The organism is Flavobacterium procerum, from assembly GCF_042431625.1.
GTDB classification, from domain to species: Bacteria; Bacteroidota; Bacteroidia; order Flavobacteriales; family Flavobacteriaceae; genus Flavobacterium; species Flavobacterium procerum.
Window position 1 is genome coordinate 210,484 of sequence record NZ_JBHLYW010000032.1, and the last position, 16,541, is coordinate 227,024.

Here is a 16,541-nt window from a genome sequence, read left to right on the forward strand (position 1 = left end):
TTACATTAATCTCCTTTTCACAAACAAAAATGCGTTCCATAAAAGAATTAAGCAATCCCGACACCGAATGGAAAACCGTAAAAGAATGGATTGACAATGCCAAAAACAAAGTCGAAGTATTGCCTGCCGAAACGCAAAAAGCTTCGGATGCACTTTATCAAGCACAAATTCCAGCTAGTACGGCATTAGGTGCTGTCGTGTACAAAACTGGCGGAATTTTAGTTGACAACGGCTGGATCAGAATTTTAGGCTCAGGAAGCTCAAAATTAAACCGAAGCCTTCCAGAATGGAACAAAGGAAAAACTTCAAAAACAGGAGAAAAACCAGCTTTTCTTCTCGTTGCCGACGATGCTCTTGGAGGTTTTTACCTTCTAAATTATGGCGGACTTGGAAAAGATATCGACAAAATGTATTATTTCTCTCCAGATAATCTTCAATATGAGCCACTTGAAATTACCTATGACGAGTTTTTATTATTCTGTTTCAACAACGACTTAGATAAATATTACGAAGGAAGCAGATGGGAAGGCTGGAAAACAGAAATACTGAAACTCGAAGGCGATAAAGTCTTTAATTTTTATCCGTTTCTGTGGTCAGAAGAAGGTTCTGACATTAATAAAACATCTCGAAAAATTATTCCCGTTGAAGAACAATATGGTTTCAATATCGATATAAAGAAACAAATGGGCATTTAATTTTTTTTTCTGCCGCTAAGTCGCTAAGGCACAAAGATATTTTGAAGGACTCACTGTTGTGCGTCTTTTTTTATAAAAACTTTGTGCCTTAGTGCCTTCGCGGCAAACCCCATAACTTAATTCACTAAAAATAAGGCATTGCTGAACAACAGAATTCCGTTTTCCCAGAAACCTCTGAATAGCGGATTGTCCATCATATAAATTACAGATCCATCTCCTTTTTTGTCTACGGCAAAACTTACGGTTTCGTTTAGTTTCTTTTTTATATCATTACCAACAAATCCGTAGCTCAAATATCCCTTTGGAATATAAACCGCATTTACCGCATTTTTTAGTAATGAAAAAGATCTTTCGTTAGTCTTTAAACTAAAATAGCTATTTCCTAAACCAAAAGCCAGCGGATAAGTCTTATCCAGTTTATTCTCTATAATAGCGCCCGGAATCGACCCCGAAATTGTACGTCGTTCCGTACCTTCAAAATCTAAAAATCTCTTTTTCAGTTCGAGTTCTTTTTCTTCTTTCTCAGACTTTTCTTTGTCTTCTTTGCTGGCAAACAAACTCAAAGCATAACCTTCTCTATCCTGAAAAAGTGAAATTGCGCTGCTCATCGCGATGACTTTACCACCGTTTTTAATCCAATCGTCGAGTTGTTTTTTCTGATCTTCAGACAAATCGTAATTACCATCAGAAAGAATCAATGTATTGTACTGATATAATTTCACTCTATTCAAGTTTGCCGTTTCGACTATACTTACAGGATACGCAATAGTTTCATCGAGATAAAACCAGTTCGCACCAAATTCGGTCGAAGCGATTCCTTTGCCCGAAAGCATTAAAATTTTTGGTGCTTTCAAAAGAACAAAATTTTCACCACCGATATCTTTAGAATTTACAGAAAATCCGGTCGTGATAAAATTATAATCACTTTTGATTTTGATAATCGAACTGACTGTTTTCTCAAAATCTGCTGTTTTAGGATTATCTGCTTTGCTGATTATTAAGCCTCCAGGTTCGATTTCAATAGTTCCAAAAACGGCCTTTTTCATTGCAGAACGCACTTTTATTCCGGCTTGATGCAATAGCGAAAGAACCTGAGCCGAAGTTCTGTTGTTCCAAGGAACATAAAAAGCGTAAACATTTGCTGGAATATTTTTAGCAGCAATTTCAATAGTATTTTTAGTTTTGATCTGAATGCTATTTTTAACAGCGTAACCTTCTGTTCCATAAGCGAGTGGCAATGCCCAAGCTGTGATATCATATGATAAACTATCGTTCAGTTTCTGATTTGGCTCAAAAAGTACTTGCGTCAACACCGATCTCGGCTGATCGGCTTTAACAATCAAATCGTTTGGTTCTATTTTAAAACTTACATTTTTTTTGCTTTGATAATGAAAACCCGATTCGGTTCCAGATGCATCTGCATAGGCATATTCAATATTATTTTTTCGAAGCATTTCTGTAAGCTGTTCAAGCTTGGCATTATTTTTCAAAACGTAGGTTTTATAAACCCCTTTGGCTTTTTTTCTTGCATTCAGATGAAAATCTTTAAAGCCTTTCAAGAGTACTTCTCTTTGCGAAGCAGCACTTTCAACCACTGTAAGAACCGTTGCAGCATGATGAGTCAAACGATCTTTTATGGTTACGTTTGCTCCGTTTTCCATCGTCACTTCACGGCCTGCCCCTATTCCGCCCTGTTCAACAGTAAGACCAACTGCGCCATTATAAGTTGGATAAGTATCACCATAACTTGGATAAAAGAGATCAAAACGTTCTCTCGTATTATACATCCAATTATTCTGATCAAATTTTGCCGCAATATTTTTTCCTAAGACAGTATAAAAATCTCTTTGATACTGCTCAATAAACTCATGAAGCGGTTCTGCTGCGGGAGGAAAAAAATAAGGCGAATTGTAACTCATTTCATGTACATCGGTATGTACCTGAGGCATCCATTGATTATAAATTTTCAATCGTTGTACCGATTCTGCTTGTGTCTGCCATGCCCAGTCACGATTCAGGTCAAAAAGATAGTGGTTGTATCTTCCTCCAGGCCATACCTCCATATGTTCTCTGTCGTAAAGACCAGGATGTGTTTTTTTTCCTGAGACTTCGCGCAACCAGTTTCCGTATCGAGAATAGCCGTCAGGATTAATACAGGGATCTAAAACTACGATGGTGTTTTGTAGCCACTTTTTACTGTTTTCATTCGCAGGATTTAGCAATTCATAAGCAACGGTCATGGCGCTTTCGGTTCCGGCAAATTCATTTCCGTGAACGTTAAAACTCAGCCAAACAATAATTTTTCCGTCTACTTCGGCAGATTTTTGATTCGAAAGTCCGATTGAGGCCAAATTATTATTTCGAATTTTTTCAAGATTGTTTAAATTATCAGGTACAGAAATAAAATAAACATTCAGATCACGTTGTTCGTTTGTCTGTCCGTACTGCTGTTTTTTGATGAATTGCGACTGTTCTGTCAGATATTTAAAATACGCTTCAACCTGATGGTAATAACTGATCTGTTTTCCGTAGTTCGGAATAAATTCTGATGGCGTTTTTAATTGCGCGAAAACTGAAAAAGAAGCCGTTAACAGCAAAACCGCAGCATAGATTTTTTTCATATTTGAATGTAATTTTGTAGATGGTTAAAAATAAGAATTAACTTTATACCAATTTAAAATTCTAAAAAAATATTAATAAACTTTATCAAAAATGAATCATTAAAATGCATTTTTAACATTTAAAACTCATTATCAGCAATTCAAAAACACTTACTTAATTATGGAAAATTGGTTAAAAAAAGTTTTATGGAGGCAATTCGGTGCCAGTATTGATATGCTTGAAAATGCTTGCAAATTATGTCCCGAAACGTTTTGGGATACCCAAGCTGAATTTGGATACAAGGCTTATCACTGCGTATTTTTCTTAGATTATTATCTAACACGCAACCCAATAGGATTCACTCCTCCCGAACCTTTTTCGCTCTCTGAATTTGAGGATCGAATGCCGGAAAGGATTTATACAAAAGAAGAAGTATTGAACTACCTGTATTTCTGTCGAAAAAAATGCCGGGATTTGATTGCAGGACTCGATGATGTCGAAAATGCTTTTTGGCAAAATGAATCAGAATCTATGCGGTACAACATAATCGAAATACTGCTTTACAATATGCGTCATGTCCAGCATCATACTGCGCAACTTAATTTATTGCTGAGACAACATATTGATGACGCGCCAGAATGGATTTATGAGGCGGAAGACAAACTTTAACTAAAAAGAAATTTATGAATATACTAATCGTTTACAGTCATCCAAGCAAAAAATCGTATACTTTTCAGGTTTTAGAACAGCTCAAAACAGCTCTTCAAAAAGAGAATTGGAATATTGAAATTTCTGATTTGTATGAAATGAATTTCCGCTCGGATATGTCTGAAGACGAATATGAACGTGAAGGATTTGCAAAAACACAGCTTCCGATTCCTGTTGATGTTCTGGCAGAACAGGAAAAGATAGAAAAGGCAGATTGCATCATTTTTTTATATCCCGTATGGTGGAGCGATTGTCCTGCCAAATTAAAAGGCTGGTTTGATCGCGTATATGCTGTCGGATATGCTTACGGGCAAAATGAAATTTCAAGAAAAATGAAAACTATTCCGTTTGGACTTGTCATCTGCACAGCCGGACACCCGAATGCATTTTTAAATGAAATTGAAATTGCACAGAGTATGGAAAAAATAATGCTCGAAGACCGTCTCGGCAAACGTTTTATTCACAAAGAAATGATCATTTTGGGAGGGACTTTAGAACTCGAAAAAGTTATGAATGAACATTTTAAAATCATCAGCAAAATCCCGAAAAAAATACAGTCTTATTCCTAATTTAAATTGCCTAAATTTCGTATTTTTCATCTCCAAATAATTAAATAGGTTGCATTCGAAATGTTAGAAGAAGAAAATTACAAACAATCCGTTTTTGAAGAAATTCCCACAGAAAAAATATATTCGGCAAAAGCAATAAATCTTGCTGCATTTTTTGCTGGTTCGCTTGCAGCCGGTTATCTGATTGCAGAAAATTTTAAAGCGTTTAATGACACTGTAAAAGCTAGAAACACTTTGGCAGTGACCTTTATTTCAACTCCAATTCTTGTTGGGATTGTTTTTATTATACCGCCAAATTTCCCTGGAATTGTCTTTCCAGCTCTTTACATTTTGATATCCTATCTAGTAGTAAAAAAACATCAGGAAAAGAAAATTCAAAACCACGCACAAAAGGGAGGCGATTTTTATGGCGGATGGCGAGTAACTCTAATTGGTTTGATTTCGATTGTTCTTTTTTTAATCTTGCCTTACAGCATTCAATACATAATTGACAACTTTTTTTAGTTCAGTTCGAAATCTTTTTCATTTCAAAAACAAACTTTAAAAAAGCATCTAATTTTATAATTTTCAGAGGCATTTCTGCAAAGAACTTAAAGTTGATTTTTATAACTTAGTACACCTAAAACCATTACGTTATGAATAGGAAAGAAATTGTCCGGAATTTTTTGAAACTGGCGGCGAGCGGGCATTCGCACGAGGCATTCCGACTTCATGTAAGTCCAAAATTCAAGCACCATAACTCACATTTCAAAGGCGATGCAGCAACTTTAATGCTCGCCATGGAAGAATCTGCAAGAACAAATCCGAATAAGATTTTTAAAATTCATCATATTTTGGAAGACGAAAATTTGGTTGCGGTACATTCGCACTTAAAACAAAGTCCCACCGATATTGGTTTTGCCGTAGTACACATTCTAAAATTCAAAGAAGATAAAATCATTGAACTTTGGGATTTAGGACAGCCAATTCCAAAAGAAACAATTAACGAAAACGGAATGTTTTAATTTTTTTGTTTCAGGTTTCAAGTTTCACGTTTTGTTTGAACTTGAAACCTGAAACCTGAAACTTGAAACTTGAAACCTTAAACTAAAACCCCCTATAAAACCTAATGAACTTCATTTCTAAAATTTCTTTGCTTTTTCTTTTTATCATTTCCAGCGCTCATTCATCGGCACAAAAAAAAGTAGATTACAAAAAAAGCATCGATAGTTCAATTCAAAAAACAAATCCCGTTTTTAATGGCACTGTTGTTATTTCAAAAAACGGAAAAACATTATATTCTAACGTAAAAGGTAGTTCTAATTTTGAAACTAAAAAACCTTTAAAAATAGATACACAATTTGAAATAATGTCAAACAGCAAACAGATTACTGCCGTTTTGATTTTATTGGAAGTTGAAAAAGGAAACGTTGATTTAAATGCGCCAATAAAAAAATACCTGCCTGAACTCAAACAAAGCTGGGCAGATTCTGTTACGGTTCACCAGCTTTTAAATCACTCGCACGGAATTGTCGATATAGAAAAACCTTTGGCTTTTAGACCTGGAACACAGTTTAAGTACGGAAACCTAAACTACAGCCTGCTTGGAAAAATTGTAGAATTTTCTACAAAAAAAAGCTATACCGAAATAGCTGAAGCCCTTTTTAAAAAATTAAAAATGAATCGGACTATTTGTTATGCCAAAGATAAAACTCAAAATCTGGCCACCGGATATTACAATGTCAATAATGTGTTTACTCCAGTTGAACCAGGCTTTATAAATGATGGAAATTTAGGCGCAGACGGTATACTTTCGACTGTAGAAGATTTGGCTGTTTGGAACAACAATCTTCACAAGGGCAAAATCTTAAAGCCAGAATCGTATCAATTACTGATAAAAAACACAATTCTGTCACAGCACAATTTCTTTGGAAAAGAAGCAAACGGTTATGGCTACGGAATTAGAAATATCCAAAAAGAAAAATACAAATATTTAGGCCATACAGGTCTCGGTGATGGATTTTCTTCTGTAAATTTATACTTTCCAGAAAGTGATGTGAGTTTGATTGTTTTGGAGAATCAGATGCCTGAAGATTCTAATTTGTTTTATGCTTCTGGGTTCAAAATCAAAAACATCCTTTTTGAAAGCGATTTATTACTTAAAAAATAATTCAAAATGGCGAAAAATAAAACAACAGAAACACAAAACAGCGTTGTTGAATTTATTAATGCTGTCGAAAACGAAATCAAAAGAAACGATTCTTTTGAGCTTGTAAAAATTATGCAAGAAGCAACGGGATCTGAGCCTAAAATCTGGGGAGCCAACATTATTGGTTTTGGAAGTTATCACTATAAATACGACAGCGGACATGAAGGAGATGCACCACTCTTAGCTTTTTCGCCAAGAAAAGACGCTTTTTCGCTTTATCTGAATTCTACTTTTGAAAATAAAGACGAACTGCTTTTAAAATTTGGAAAACACAAAGCTGGAAAAGGTTGTATATACGTCAAAAAACTAGCAGATATCGATTTGGAAATATTCAAAAAAATGATTTCAGAATCTATTAAAGAAATAAAAAAATTATATCCCACAACTTAAAATGTCGACTACCATTGTAATTCTTGTATCGGCCGTTCTTTTGTATTTTCTGTTCCATCCACGATATGGAAAAAGACCTTCAGGAAAAAGACTCGCATTGATCGAGAAATCGCAACAGTATAAAAACGGAAAATTCGAAAATATCAGTTTTACTCCAGAATTTACGGAAGGCTATACTTATTTTGAAGTTTTTTATGAATTTCTATTTAAGAAAGTCGAACGTAAAATCCCTGTTGACCGTATTCCGTCTATCAAAAACAATTTAGCAGAGATTCCCATTTCAGACGACATAATGGTTTGGTTTGGGCATTCTTCGTATTATATTCAGATTGAAGGCAAACGGTTTCTGATTGATCCTGTTTTTAGTGGCAACGCCTCGCCCATTTACGGAAGCACAAGATCTTTTAAGGGAACTGATATTTATGATGCGTCCGATTTTCCTGAAATTGATTATTTATTGATAACACACGATCATTATGATCATCTGGACTATAAAACCATAATGGATTTAAAACCCAAAATCAGAAAAGTAATCTGCCCGCTTGGCGTTGGTTCTCATTTTGAATTTTGGAAATTTCCGCTTGAAAATATAATCGAAAAAGACTGGCACGAAAAAATAGAACTTGATCAAAATCTTACGCTTTATACTACACCTACGAGACATTTTTCGGGCAGAAGCATCAAGCGTTGCAACACGCTTTGGACATCTTTTGTTTTAGAAGCAGGAAATTTTAAAATGTTTCTGGGCGGCGACGGCGGTTATGATGTTCATTATTCGGAAATCGGCAAAAAATATGGTCCATTTGATATTGCAGTTATTGAAAACGGACAATACAACGAAAAATGGAAATACATTCATAAAATGCCCGAAGATGTCGTAAAAGCGATTCAGGATTTAAATACAAAGAGGGCAATTCCCGTTCATTCTTCTAAATTTGCATTATCGTTGCATCCTTGGGACGAACCTTTGATTAAAATTAATGAATTGAATAATTTAGTAGAAAAACCAATTCCGTTAATGACTCCGATAATTGGAGAAATAGTTGAATTAAAAAACGAAGACCAAAAGTTTACACAATGGTGGGTAGGAATTCAGTAAAAAAATAAATTCCAAGTTTTAAATTCCAAACTCTAAATTTTAAATTTGAAACTCTAATTCAATTCTAAAAACAAAAATAGATTACAGTGAAAAAAAATCTCTTTATACTCTTTGCCGTCTTACTTTCTTTTGTTTCGTTCGCACAGAAAAATTATGTCTTTCTGGGTTCGTATAATCGTGATTTAAATGCCGAATCTATCCAAGTTTACGAATTGGACAACAAGGGAAATTTAACCAAAGTTGCGGGCGTAAAAAATGTTATAAATCCGTCTTACCTCACTATTTCTCCAAATGGAAAATATGTTTATGCCTGCACCGATACCAAAACTCCGAACGCAGGAAGTGTATCCAGTTTTGAATTTAATCCAGAAAACAAATCTCTTGTTTTTTTAAACAAACAATCCAGCAAAGGTGAAAATCCCGTTTATGTTTCGGTTCACAAAAGCGGGAAATGGCTGGTAAACGGAAATTATACGGAAGGAAGCGTTTCTGTTCATCCGATTTTAGAAAATGGAAAAATAGATTCACTCGCGCAGAATTTCCAATATGCTGACGGAAGTACAAACAAAGAAAGGCAAACTCGTTCTCACGTTCATTCGGTTGTTTTTTCTCCAGAAAATGATTATTTGTTTATGCCCGATTTGGGTGCCGATAAAATTCGGTGTTATGCTTTTGATGAAAATCAAAAAAGACCATTAGTAGAAACGAAAAACCCTTTTACAAAAACCGACTTAGAAGCGGGACCGCGTCATTTTACTTTTCATCCAAACAAAAAATTTGGATATTGCATCGAAGAAATGGCTGGCGCAGTAAGTGTTTATGAATACAAAAATGGCACTTTAACGAAAATCCAGCGAATTAACACCCATCCTGACTCGATTACCGAAAGCTTTGAAAGTTCTGATGTTCATATTTCGCCTGACGGAAAATTTCTGTACGCCTCAAATCGCGGTAAAGAAAACAATATCGCCATTTTTTCCATTGACGAAAACGGGCTTCTGAAAAACATTGGCTATCAGTCAACTTACGGAAAACATCCTAGAGTTTTTGCTCTTGATGAAAACGGTAATTTTCTAATAGCAGCAAATGTGAATTCAGGTACTGCAATTCTTTTTAAAAGAGATGAAAAAACAGGACTTTTGAAGAAAACGGGAAAAAAGATAAAAATGGAAAATGTTTCCTGTGTTCAAATCAGGAAAATTTAAAATTCTAACCTTCGCTAAAAACCAAAAAAATGCAAACATCAGAATTTAATTTACAACCTGATTTATTAGAAAACGAAATCACAAAATTAATTCCGTTAAAAGAAAAACATTTTGAAGTGTTGTTTCAAGCTGCATCGGATCAGCTTATTTGGGAGCAGAATCCTGTAAAAGATCGATACAAAAAAGAGGTCTTTACAACTTTTTTCGAAATGATACTTACAAAAAGTCCATTTTTGATTCTCGATAAACAAACCGATGAAGTAATGGGAACAACAAGCTTTTACGATTATGATCCTGAAAAATCGACTGTCGGAATTGGCTATACTTTTATTACAAGAAAATATTGGGGCGGCCCTTATAATAAATCAAATAAAAAATTATTAATCGATTATGCTTTTCAACATGTTGATTCGGTCCTTTTTCATGTTGGATCAGAAAATTTTCGTTCTCAAAAAGCCGTTTTAAAACTAGGAGCAGAGAAAATCAATGATCTAGCATTTACGATTAATGGTGTTGATGTGCCTTATTTTGAATATGAATTGAAAAAGCGTTAGAGATTAAGAACTAAAGACTAAGAACTAAGAACTAAACAAATATAACAATGAAAAGAATTACAGTTTTCTGTGCCTCTAGTTTTGGCACTGATAAAATATATGAAGAACAAGCCGTTTTGACCGGAAAAACTTTGGCAGAACAAAATATAGAATTAGTTTATGGCGGTGCCAATGTCGGTTTGATGGGCGCCGTTGCTGATGGAGCATTAAATGCAGGAGGAAAAGTAATTGGAGTGCTTCCGAATTTTTTGCGCTCTAAAGAAATTGCTCATCTCGGTTTAACCGAATTAATTTTGGTAGAAAGCATGCACGAAAGAAAAACCAAAATGAATGATTTATGCGATGGCGTAATAGCGCTTCCGGGCGGATTTGGAACTTTGGAAGAGTTATTCGAAATGCTGACTTGGGCGCAATTAGGACTTCATAAAAAACCGATTGCCATTTTAAACATCAACGGATTTTATGATTCGCTGATTGATTTGCTCGAAACGATGACTGAAAAAGGATTGCTGAAAGAAGTCAATCAGAAAATGCTTTTGGTGAGTAATGATATTGAAGATTTGTTGCAACAGATGAAAAACTATCAAGCTCCAACTGTAGGGAAATGGATTGACAAACAAAAGCTGTGAATTCTGGATTGCGGTAATTCTCCGAAAAAATAGTATTATCTTTACATTTATCGATTTTTATTAACTTCTAAATCATACGAGAATGAAAGCAGCAAACAACCACTTCGCAAAAGCTGAAATGCTGATTCGAAAACCTGTTTCAGAAGTTTTTAAGGCTTTTGTTGACCCCGAAATCACTTCTAAGTTTTGGTTTACAAAAGGTTCCGGAAAATTAGAAGAAGACCAAACTACCGAATGGACGTGGGAAATGTATGGATTTTCTCTTCAGGTTAAAACCCATGTCTTACACGAAAACAAAAAGATTGTGATAGAATGGGGCGCTCCTAACGAAACAACTATTGTAGAATGGATTTTTACGGAACTAAATGAAAGTGAAACTTTTGTCAGTATTATTAATTCTGGTTTAAAAGGAGATGCTGATAAGATTATCGATCAGGTGCGAAACTCTACAGAAGGTTTCACACTTGTTTTAGCTGGAGCTAAAGCTTTTCTCGAACACAATATCAGACTAAATCTAGTTTTGGACCGATTTCCGAAAGGACTTGCTTAAAAAAACATCTCAGTTTTGAAACCTGAAACAAAAAAATGGAAGTAAAAAAACCTGAAAATATCGATCAATATATTGGTGCATTTCCGCCTGAAGTACAAGAGATTTTGGAAAAAATCAGAGTTGTGATTCAGAAAGCCGCTCCCGAAGCAAAGGAAAAAATCAGTTATTCGATGCCGGCTTTTGAGCAAAACGGAATTGTGGTTTATTTCGCTGCCTATAAAAATCATATCGGTTTGTATGCATTGCCAACAGGACATGACGCTTTTAAAGAAGAACTTTCGATTTATAAATCGGGAAAAGGGTCTGTTCAGTTTCCGTTAAAAGATTCTATGCCTTTTGATCTGATTTCGCGAATTGTAAAATTCAGGGTGAAAGAAAATCTGGAGAAAGCGAAAAAGAAATAAAATGAATTTAAAAAAACATTACGACCAGCTTTACCAAGAATCTTCCAAAGTAATTTTAAGCAACAATTATGCAATAGATTACGAAATAAAAAACGAGCAAGATTCACGTTTTGGAATCACTTTGTTACTCCGTCCAGACGAAAAAACGAAATCTGCCGTACATTTATTTTTAAACGAACTTCAGAAAATTGAACCGAATCAGTATTATTATCCCGATTCAGACATACATATTACCATAATGTCTATTATTTCTTGTTACAACGGATTTACATTAGACAAAATAAATGTTGAAGAATACATTTCAATCATTCAAAAAAGCCTAATTGATTTGAATGAAATTAAAATTAGATTTCAAGGAGTTACTGCTTCTGCATCTGCATTGATGCTTCAGGGTTTTCCGGCAGATGAATCGTTGAATATATTGCGAAATAACCTTCGAGGAAACTTCAAAAAAACAAATTTAGAGCAAAGCATCGACAGCCGATATGCGATTTCGACAGCGCATGCAACGGTTATGAGGTTTCAGGAAAAACTGCAAAACCCCACAAAATTAATTGAGACAACAGAAAAATTCAGAAGTTTTGATTTTGGGGAATTTAGAGCCGAAAATCTTGAATTGGTTTTTAATGATTGGTATCAGAGAACTGAAAAAACAATTCATTTAAAAAACTTTAGTTTATAATTCTAAATTAATTAAACTTTCCGAAATGCCATAAAACTCCCGCTGGATCGTGTAAAAAACATTCGCTTCCCCACTCCATTTTGCGAATCGGTGTTAGTTTTACGCCATATTTTTCGGTCAGGTTCAATGCCAAAAGTTCGTTGTAATATCTTTCAACATCATCGACTTCAAGAAAAATCATGGTATTTTCAATCCAGTTTTTATCGTAATAATCCTGAAGATAAAAGGCCGTTTCACCTATTTTAAAAACAGAAAAATTAGATTCTAGAATCGTTTCTTCAAATCCCAAATCCTGATAAAATCTTCTGGAAATTTCAAAATCTTTAGAACCTATAAACGGACGTATTGATTTTATGTTGTGATTCATTTTAATCGTTTTTTACATTATCCTTTCTTCAAAATATTACCAAGCCCTTTACCAATCTGTTCAATCGCTTCTAAACTTTTGGTCAGTGGCGTAGCGGTAAAATCTTCGTAGGCATCCATAGCACTTTCTTTACGGTCGTCTTGCGGATAAGCCAAAATCACATTATTGGCGTCGAAATATTTCTCAAATTTCTGAGGTAATCTTTCAAAAATGGACAAATAAGAAACCGAACCTTTTCGAGATAAATTAAAAACAACCAAATCATTTACGGTCATTTCATCTGAAATCGTTTCAAAATTCTCCCAATCCATTACGCTTTTGAATCCTAATTTGGCATTCAATTTTAGGTTAACTGCGATTTGTTGAATTGCCTGATGCGTATTGTACTCGGCATAAACCACAATAGGAATACTCAATTCCTGAGACAAACGGCAAATTTTCTGAAGTAGCACATGAAATCCGATTCCTCTTTCAGAAAAAGGAGGACATACAAAAACCAGCCTTTTTTCTTCTATAAAATTTCTTTGAAAGTTGCAGATAAACAAGGTTTTGTCAACATTATTGATAATTGAATCGACATTTTCTCCAAAAATCTTATCTAGGAAACCCGTTTTTCTTGGCCAGCCAATAATCACAATATCCGACATAATTTCTTTTGAAGTCCTTGCAATACCGCTCGCAGGATTATGATCTATCCTCGCAATCGTATTGATTTTTGTTTCAGAAGCCGATCCTTGCACTACAAATTTATCAACCGCTTTTCTGTATTTTAAAATATTCTTTTCGGCCTGATCGTTGTTTGGTACAATCGTCAAAAGCGTGACCGGATTTGAGGATTTTTTGTCTTTAATCAATAAAGCAAAATCCAAAAGACTTGCCGCGGCAGAGGTTTTGGCTAACGGAATAAGAATGTGTTCGTCTAAAATCTGGTCTTTCCCAGCATCTTCAAGAGAGACTTCTTCTTCGCAGATTGCGATTTTTTTGGCAGCTTTTTCGGTTGCAAAAGAAGCGACGATACAGGTAATCAGAATCAAAATGATAGTACCGTTAAGAATATTTTCATCTAATATGTTGGCTTTGAATCCGACCAGAATAACAGCCAGAGTTGCAGCCGCGTGCGCACTACTCAATCCAAAAATAAGCTGTCTTTCGGTACGCGTATATTTAAAGACAATCTGAGTAAAAAAGGCTGCTGTCCATTTTCCAAAAATGGCTACGACACTCAATGTTCCTGCAACAATAAGAGCTGTAGGACCACTCAAAATAACACTTATGTCAACCAACATTCCAACAGAAATCAGGAAAAAAGGAATAAACAGCGAATTTCCGATAAATTCAATTCGATTCATCAAAGCAGACGAATGCGGAATTAGCGGATTAAGCGCCAAACCGGCAACAAAGGCCCCAATAATAGGTTCAACTCCAGCAACTTCGGCAAGAAAAGCAGCAAAGAAAACCACAGAAAGAACAAAGATGTAATGAGCATGTTTTTCGCTTTCCAGCTTCTTGAAAAACCATTTGGCAATTCGCGGAATCAAAATAAACATGATTGCTGAAAAGATTGCTAGTGAAACACATAGTTTGATCCAAAAAGCCTGATTCAGGTTTCCTTGGCTATTTCCCATAATGACGGCCAGAATAATTAAAACCGCAGTGTCAGTCAGAATCGTACCGCCGACAGTTATTGCCACCGCTTGATTTTTAGCAATGCCAAGTTTGCTTACAATCGGATACGCTACCAAAGTATGTGTGGCAAACATGCTCGCCGTTAAAAAACTGGCATTAAAATCGTAATTCAGAAAATAAAAACAAACCGGAAATCCAATTGACAAGGGGAAAATAAAAGTAAAAAAACCAAATAACAAACTCTTGTTTCTATTGGCTTTAAACTCGTTCATATCCAATTCTAGCCCGGCAATAAACATGATATATAAAAGCCCGATCGTAGAAAACAAATCTACTGCATCGCTTTTTGCAAGCATGTTTAAGCCATGAGGCCCGATAACGACTCCAGAAATAATGAGTCCGATAATACCCGGAATATTAATTTTTTTCAATAAAATCGGGCATAGTAAAATTATGAGTAGTATAAGAGAAAAAATAGGTACTGGTTTTGCAAGCGGAAATTTTAACTCGTGTACCAAATGTGTAAAAAATTCTATCATATTGTAACTTTATCTTCTTGTGGTATTTGATATAAAAAAGACTTTTTGAGCTTTGATAAAATCACAGAAGTATTAATAAAAGAAATGAGCTATATCTAGTCTATTTCAATACAAAAATACCTAAAAAACATAAATTAATTAGGAAATCTGCATATTAAGTAATTAATTTTAATTCATTGCTAAATTATTAAAATTTAATATTTATTTTAACAAATATTCAAAGTTGTTAATTCAAATTAACGATTCATTGCATTATTCAATTATCTTTGTAATAGTAAAATTAGAACAATGGAAGAATGTATTTCAGTTTTTGATATGCTTAAAATTGGTGTTGGTCCCTCAAGTTCACATACTTTAGGCCCATGGAGAGCTGCAGAACGCTTTTTAGAAGAGCTTCGAAGCGAATCAATTTTAGATCAGATTAACCGTATTAAAGTCGATTTGTACGGCTCTCTTTCTCTCACAGGAAAAGGGCACGCGACAGATTTGGCAGTCATGCTGGGTTTGAGCGGTCAAGATCCAGAATACATTCCCGTGGAAGATATTGCTGGTATCATCAAAAAAATTGAAACCAAAAATGAAATTGTTTTAGGAAATCAATTTCCAATTCCATTTTATTTCCTTCAAGATATTGTTTTCAATAAAGACTTCCTTCCCTTTCATGCAAATGGATTGAAATTTACGGCTTATAAAAATGATGATTCTGAATACGAATCGACTTTCTACTCTATTGGAGGCGGTTTTGTAGTAAAAGAAGAACGCGAAAATGCGATAAAAAAAACAGCCATAAAATGCGCTTTTCCGTTTATGATCAACAATGCCGATGATTTGCTTAAATACACTATTCAAGAAAACAAGAAAATCTCTGAAATTGTGTATGAAAATGAAAAATCGATGCGTACAGAAGCCGAAATCGATTCTGAATTAATGCGCATCTGGAATACGATGCTCGAATGCATGTACATTGGCTGTCATTCAGAAGGTGTTCTTCCAGGCGGACTAAATGTACGACGCAGGGCTTTTGATATGCACCAAAACCTGATTGGACTTTCAAATTATAACGATCCACAAAGCTGGCTTGAAGAGATACGAAAAACTGAAGTCAAATTTCGACAAATCCTAAAATGGGTAAGCTGTTTTGCACTTGCCGTGAATGAGGTAAATGCCTCTTTAGGAAGAGTTGTTACCGCTCCGACCAACGGAAGTTCTGGTGTAATTCCGGCCGTTTTAATGTATTATATGGTTATTGAAAATCACAATGCCGGTCCTGAAGAAATCAAACAATTTTTGATGGTTGCTGGAGAAATCGGAAGCCTTTTCAAACAAGGATCGACAATTTCTGCTGCAATGGGAGGCTGTCAAGCAGAAATCGGCGTTTCATCTTCAATGGCGGCTGCGGCACTCTGCGAATTGATGGGTGGTACTCCTGCACAAGTTCTTATGGCCGCCGAAATTGCAATGGAACATCATTTAGGATTGACTTGTGACCCAATTGGCGGTTTGGTACAAATTCCGTGTATCGAACGAAACACAATGGGCGCTATAAAAGCTATCAATGCTGCCGAATTGGCTCTAGAAACTGATTCTAAAAATGCAAAAGTACCTCTGGATAAAGTTATAAATACGATGTGGGAAACGGCTCAAGATATGAATTCAAAATACAAAGAAACGTCAGAAGGTGGTCTGGCAATAGCTGTAAATATGGCCGATTGTTAATTTAATCTTGTTGCAGATT

Annotated in this window: 18 protein-coding genes; 15 read left to right on the forward strand and 3 right to left on the reverse strand. The window is 35.1% G+C overall.

What is annotated here, in order from left to right:
- Nucleotides 1–29: 29 nt before the first annotated feature.
- Nucleotides 30–695, forward strand: a complete 666-nt coding sequence (locus tag ACFFLS_RS25115) for a DUF2625 domain-containing protein (RefSeq protein WP_379682704.1) — start codon at nt 30–32, stop codon at nt 693–695.
- Nucleotides 696–811: 116 nt separating this feature from the next.
- On the opposite strand, the gene ACFFLS_RS25120 is transcribed toward ACFFLS_RS25115, so the two are convergent.
- Nucleotides 812–3,316, reverse strand: coding sequence for a M14 family zinc carboxypeptidase (locus tag ACFFLS_RS25120; protein WP_379682705.1), 2,505 nt, complete (start codon nt 3,314–3,316; stop codon nt 812–814).
- Between the two features lie 160 nt (nt 3,317–3,476).
- Here ACFFLS_RS25120 and ACFFLS_RS25125 point away from each other — a divergent pair, with 160 nt between their 5' ends.
- The 13 genes from ACFFLS_RS25125 to ACFFLS_RS25185 all read left to right on the forward strand — a co-directional run bounded on the left by ACFFLS_RS25125 (nt 3,477) and on the right by ACFFLS_RS25185 (nt 12,274).
- Nucleotides 3,477–3,965 (forward strand): DinB family protein, encoded by a 489-nt coding sequence (locus ACFFLS_RS25125; protein ID WP_379682706.1) that lies wholly within the window; start codon nt 3,477–3,479, stop codon nt 3,963–3,965.
- A 14-nt stretch (nt 3,966–3,979) separates the two neighbouring features.
- Nucleotides 3,980–4,573, forward strand: coding sequence for an NAD(P)H-dependent oxidoreductase (locus ACFFLS_RS25130; protein ID WP_379682707.1), 594 nt, complete (start codon nt 3,980–3,982; stop codon nt 4,571–4,573).
- Nucleotides 4,574–4,633: 60 nt separating this feature from the next.
- Complete coding sequence (locus ACFFLS_RS25135) at nt 4,634–5,077, forward strand: hypothetical protein (RefSeq protein ID WP_379682708.1); 444 nt, start codon at nt 4,634–4,636, stop codon at nt 5,075–5,077.
- A 131-nt stretch (nt 5,078–5,208) separates the two neighbouring features.
- The gene (locus tag ACFFLS_RS25140) at nt 5,209–5,577 is read left to right on the forward strand and encodes a nuclear transport factor 2 family protein (protein ID WP_379682709.1); all 369 of its coding nucleotides are present in this window, start codon (nt 5,209–5,211) and stop codon (nt 5,575–5,577) included.
- Between the two features lie 104 nt (nt 5,578–5,681).
- The gene (locus tag ACFFLS_RS25145; protein WP_379682710.1) at nt 5,682–6,722 is read left to right on the forward strand and encodes a serine hydrolase domain-containing protein; all 1,041 of its coding nucleotides are present in this window, start codon (nt 5,682–5,684) and stop codon (nt 6,720–6,722) included.
- Nucleotides 6,723–6,728: 6 nt separating this feature from the next.
- The gene (locus tag ACFFLS_RS25150; protein ID WP_379682711.1) at nt 6,729–7,151 is read left to right on the forward strand and encodes a DUF1801 domain-containing protein; all 423 of its coding nucleotides are present in this window, start codon (nt 6,729–6,731) and stop codon (nt 7,149–7,151) included.
- Between the two features lies 1 nt (nt 7,152).
- Complete coding sequence (locus tag ACFFLS_RS25155) at nt 7,153–8,250, forward strand: MBL fold metallo-hydrolase (RefSeq protein ID WP_379682712.1); 1,098 nt, start codon at nt 7,153–7,155, stop codon at nt 8,248–8,250.
- Between the two features lie 86 nt (nt 8,251–8,336).
- Nucleotides 8,337–9,455: a lactonase family protein gene (locus tag ACFFLS_RS25160; protein ID WP_379682713.1), complete on the forward strand. Its 1,119-nt coding sequence runs from the start codon at nt 8,337–8,339 to the stop codon at nt 9,453–9,455.
- 29 nt (nt 9,456–9,484) lie between these two features.
- A complete protein-coding gene (locus ACFFLS_RS25165) occupies nt 9,485–10,009 on the forward strand; it encodes a GNAT family N-acetyltransferase (RefSeq protein WP_379682714.1) in 525 nt (174 codons plus the stop codon).
- 47 nt (nt 10,010–10,056) lie between these two features.
- A complete protein-coding gene (locus ACFFLS_RS25170; RefSeq protein WP_379682715.1) occupies nt 10,057–10,638 on the forward strand; it encodes an LOG family protein in 582 nt (193 codons plus the stop codon).
- An 82-nt stretch (nt 10,639–10,720) separates the two neighbouring features.
- Entirely contained in the window at nt 10,721–11,188 is a 468-nt protein-coding gene (locus tag ACFFLS_RS25175) for an SRPBCC family protein (RefSeq protein ID WP_379682716.1), read from the forward strand.
- A gap of 35 nt (nt 11,189–11,223) precedes the next feature.
- Entirely contained in the window at nt 11,224–11,592 is a 369-nt protein-coding gene (locus ACFFLS_RS25180; protein ID WP_379682717.1) for an iron chaperone, read from the forward strand.
- Between the two features lies 1 nt (nt 11,593).
- Entirely contained in the window at nt 11,594–12,274 is a 681-nt protein-coding gene (locus ACFFLS_RS25185; RefSeq protein WP_379682718.1) for a 2'-5' RNA ligase family protein, read from the forward strand.
- Nucleotides 12,275–12,281: 7 nt separating this feature from the next.
- Here the strand turns inward: ACFFLS_RS25185 and ACFFLS_RS25190 are convergent, their stop codons facing one another.
- A complete protein-coding gene (locus ACFFLS_RS25190) occupies nt 12,282–12,641 on the reverse strand; it encodes a VOC family protein (RefSeq protein WP_379682719.1) in 360 nt (119 codons plus the stop codon).
- A gap of 17 nt (nt 12,642–12,658) precedes the next feature.
- Nucleotides 12,659–14,806 (reverse strand): cation:proton antiporter, encoded by a 2,148-nt coding sequence (locus tag ACFFLS_RS25195; RefSeq protein WP_379682720.1) that lies wholly within the window; start codon nt 14,804–14,806, stop codon nt 12,659–12,661.
- A gap of 288 nt (nt 14,807–15,094) precedes the next feature.
- Between ACFFLS_RS25195 and ACFFLS_RS25200 the strand changes: the two genes are divergently transcribed.
- On the forward strand, nt 15,095–16,522 hold the full coding sequence (locus ACFFLS_RS25200; RefSeq protein ID WP_379682721.1) for an L-serine ammonia-lyase: 1,428 nt from the start codon (nt 15,095–15,097) through the stop codon (nt 16,520–16,522).
- Nucleotides 16,523–16,541: the final 19 nt, after the last annotated feature.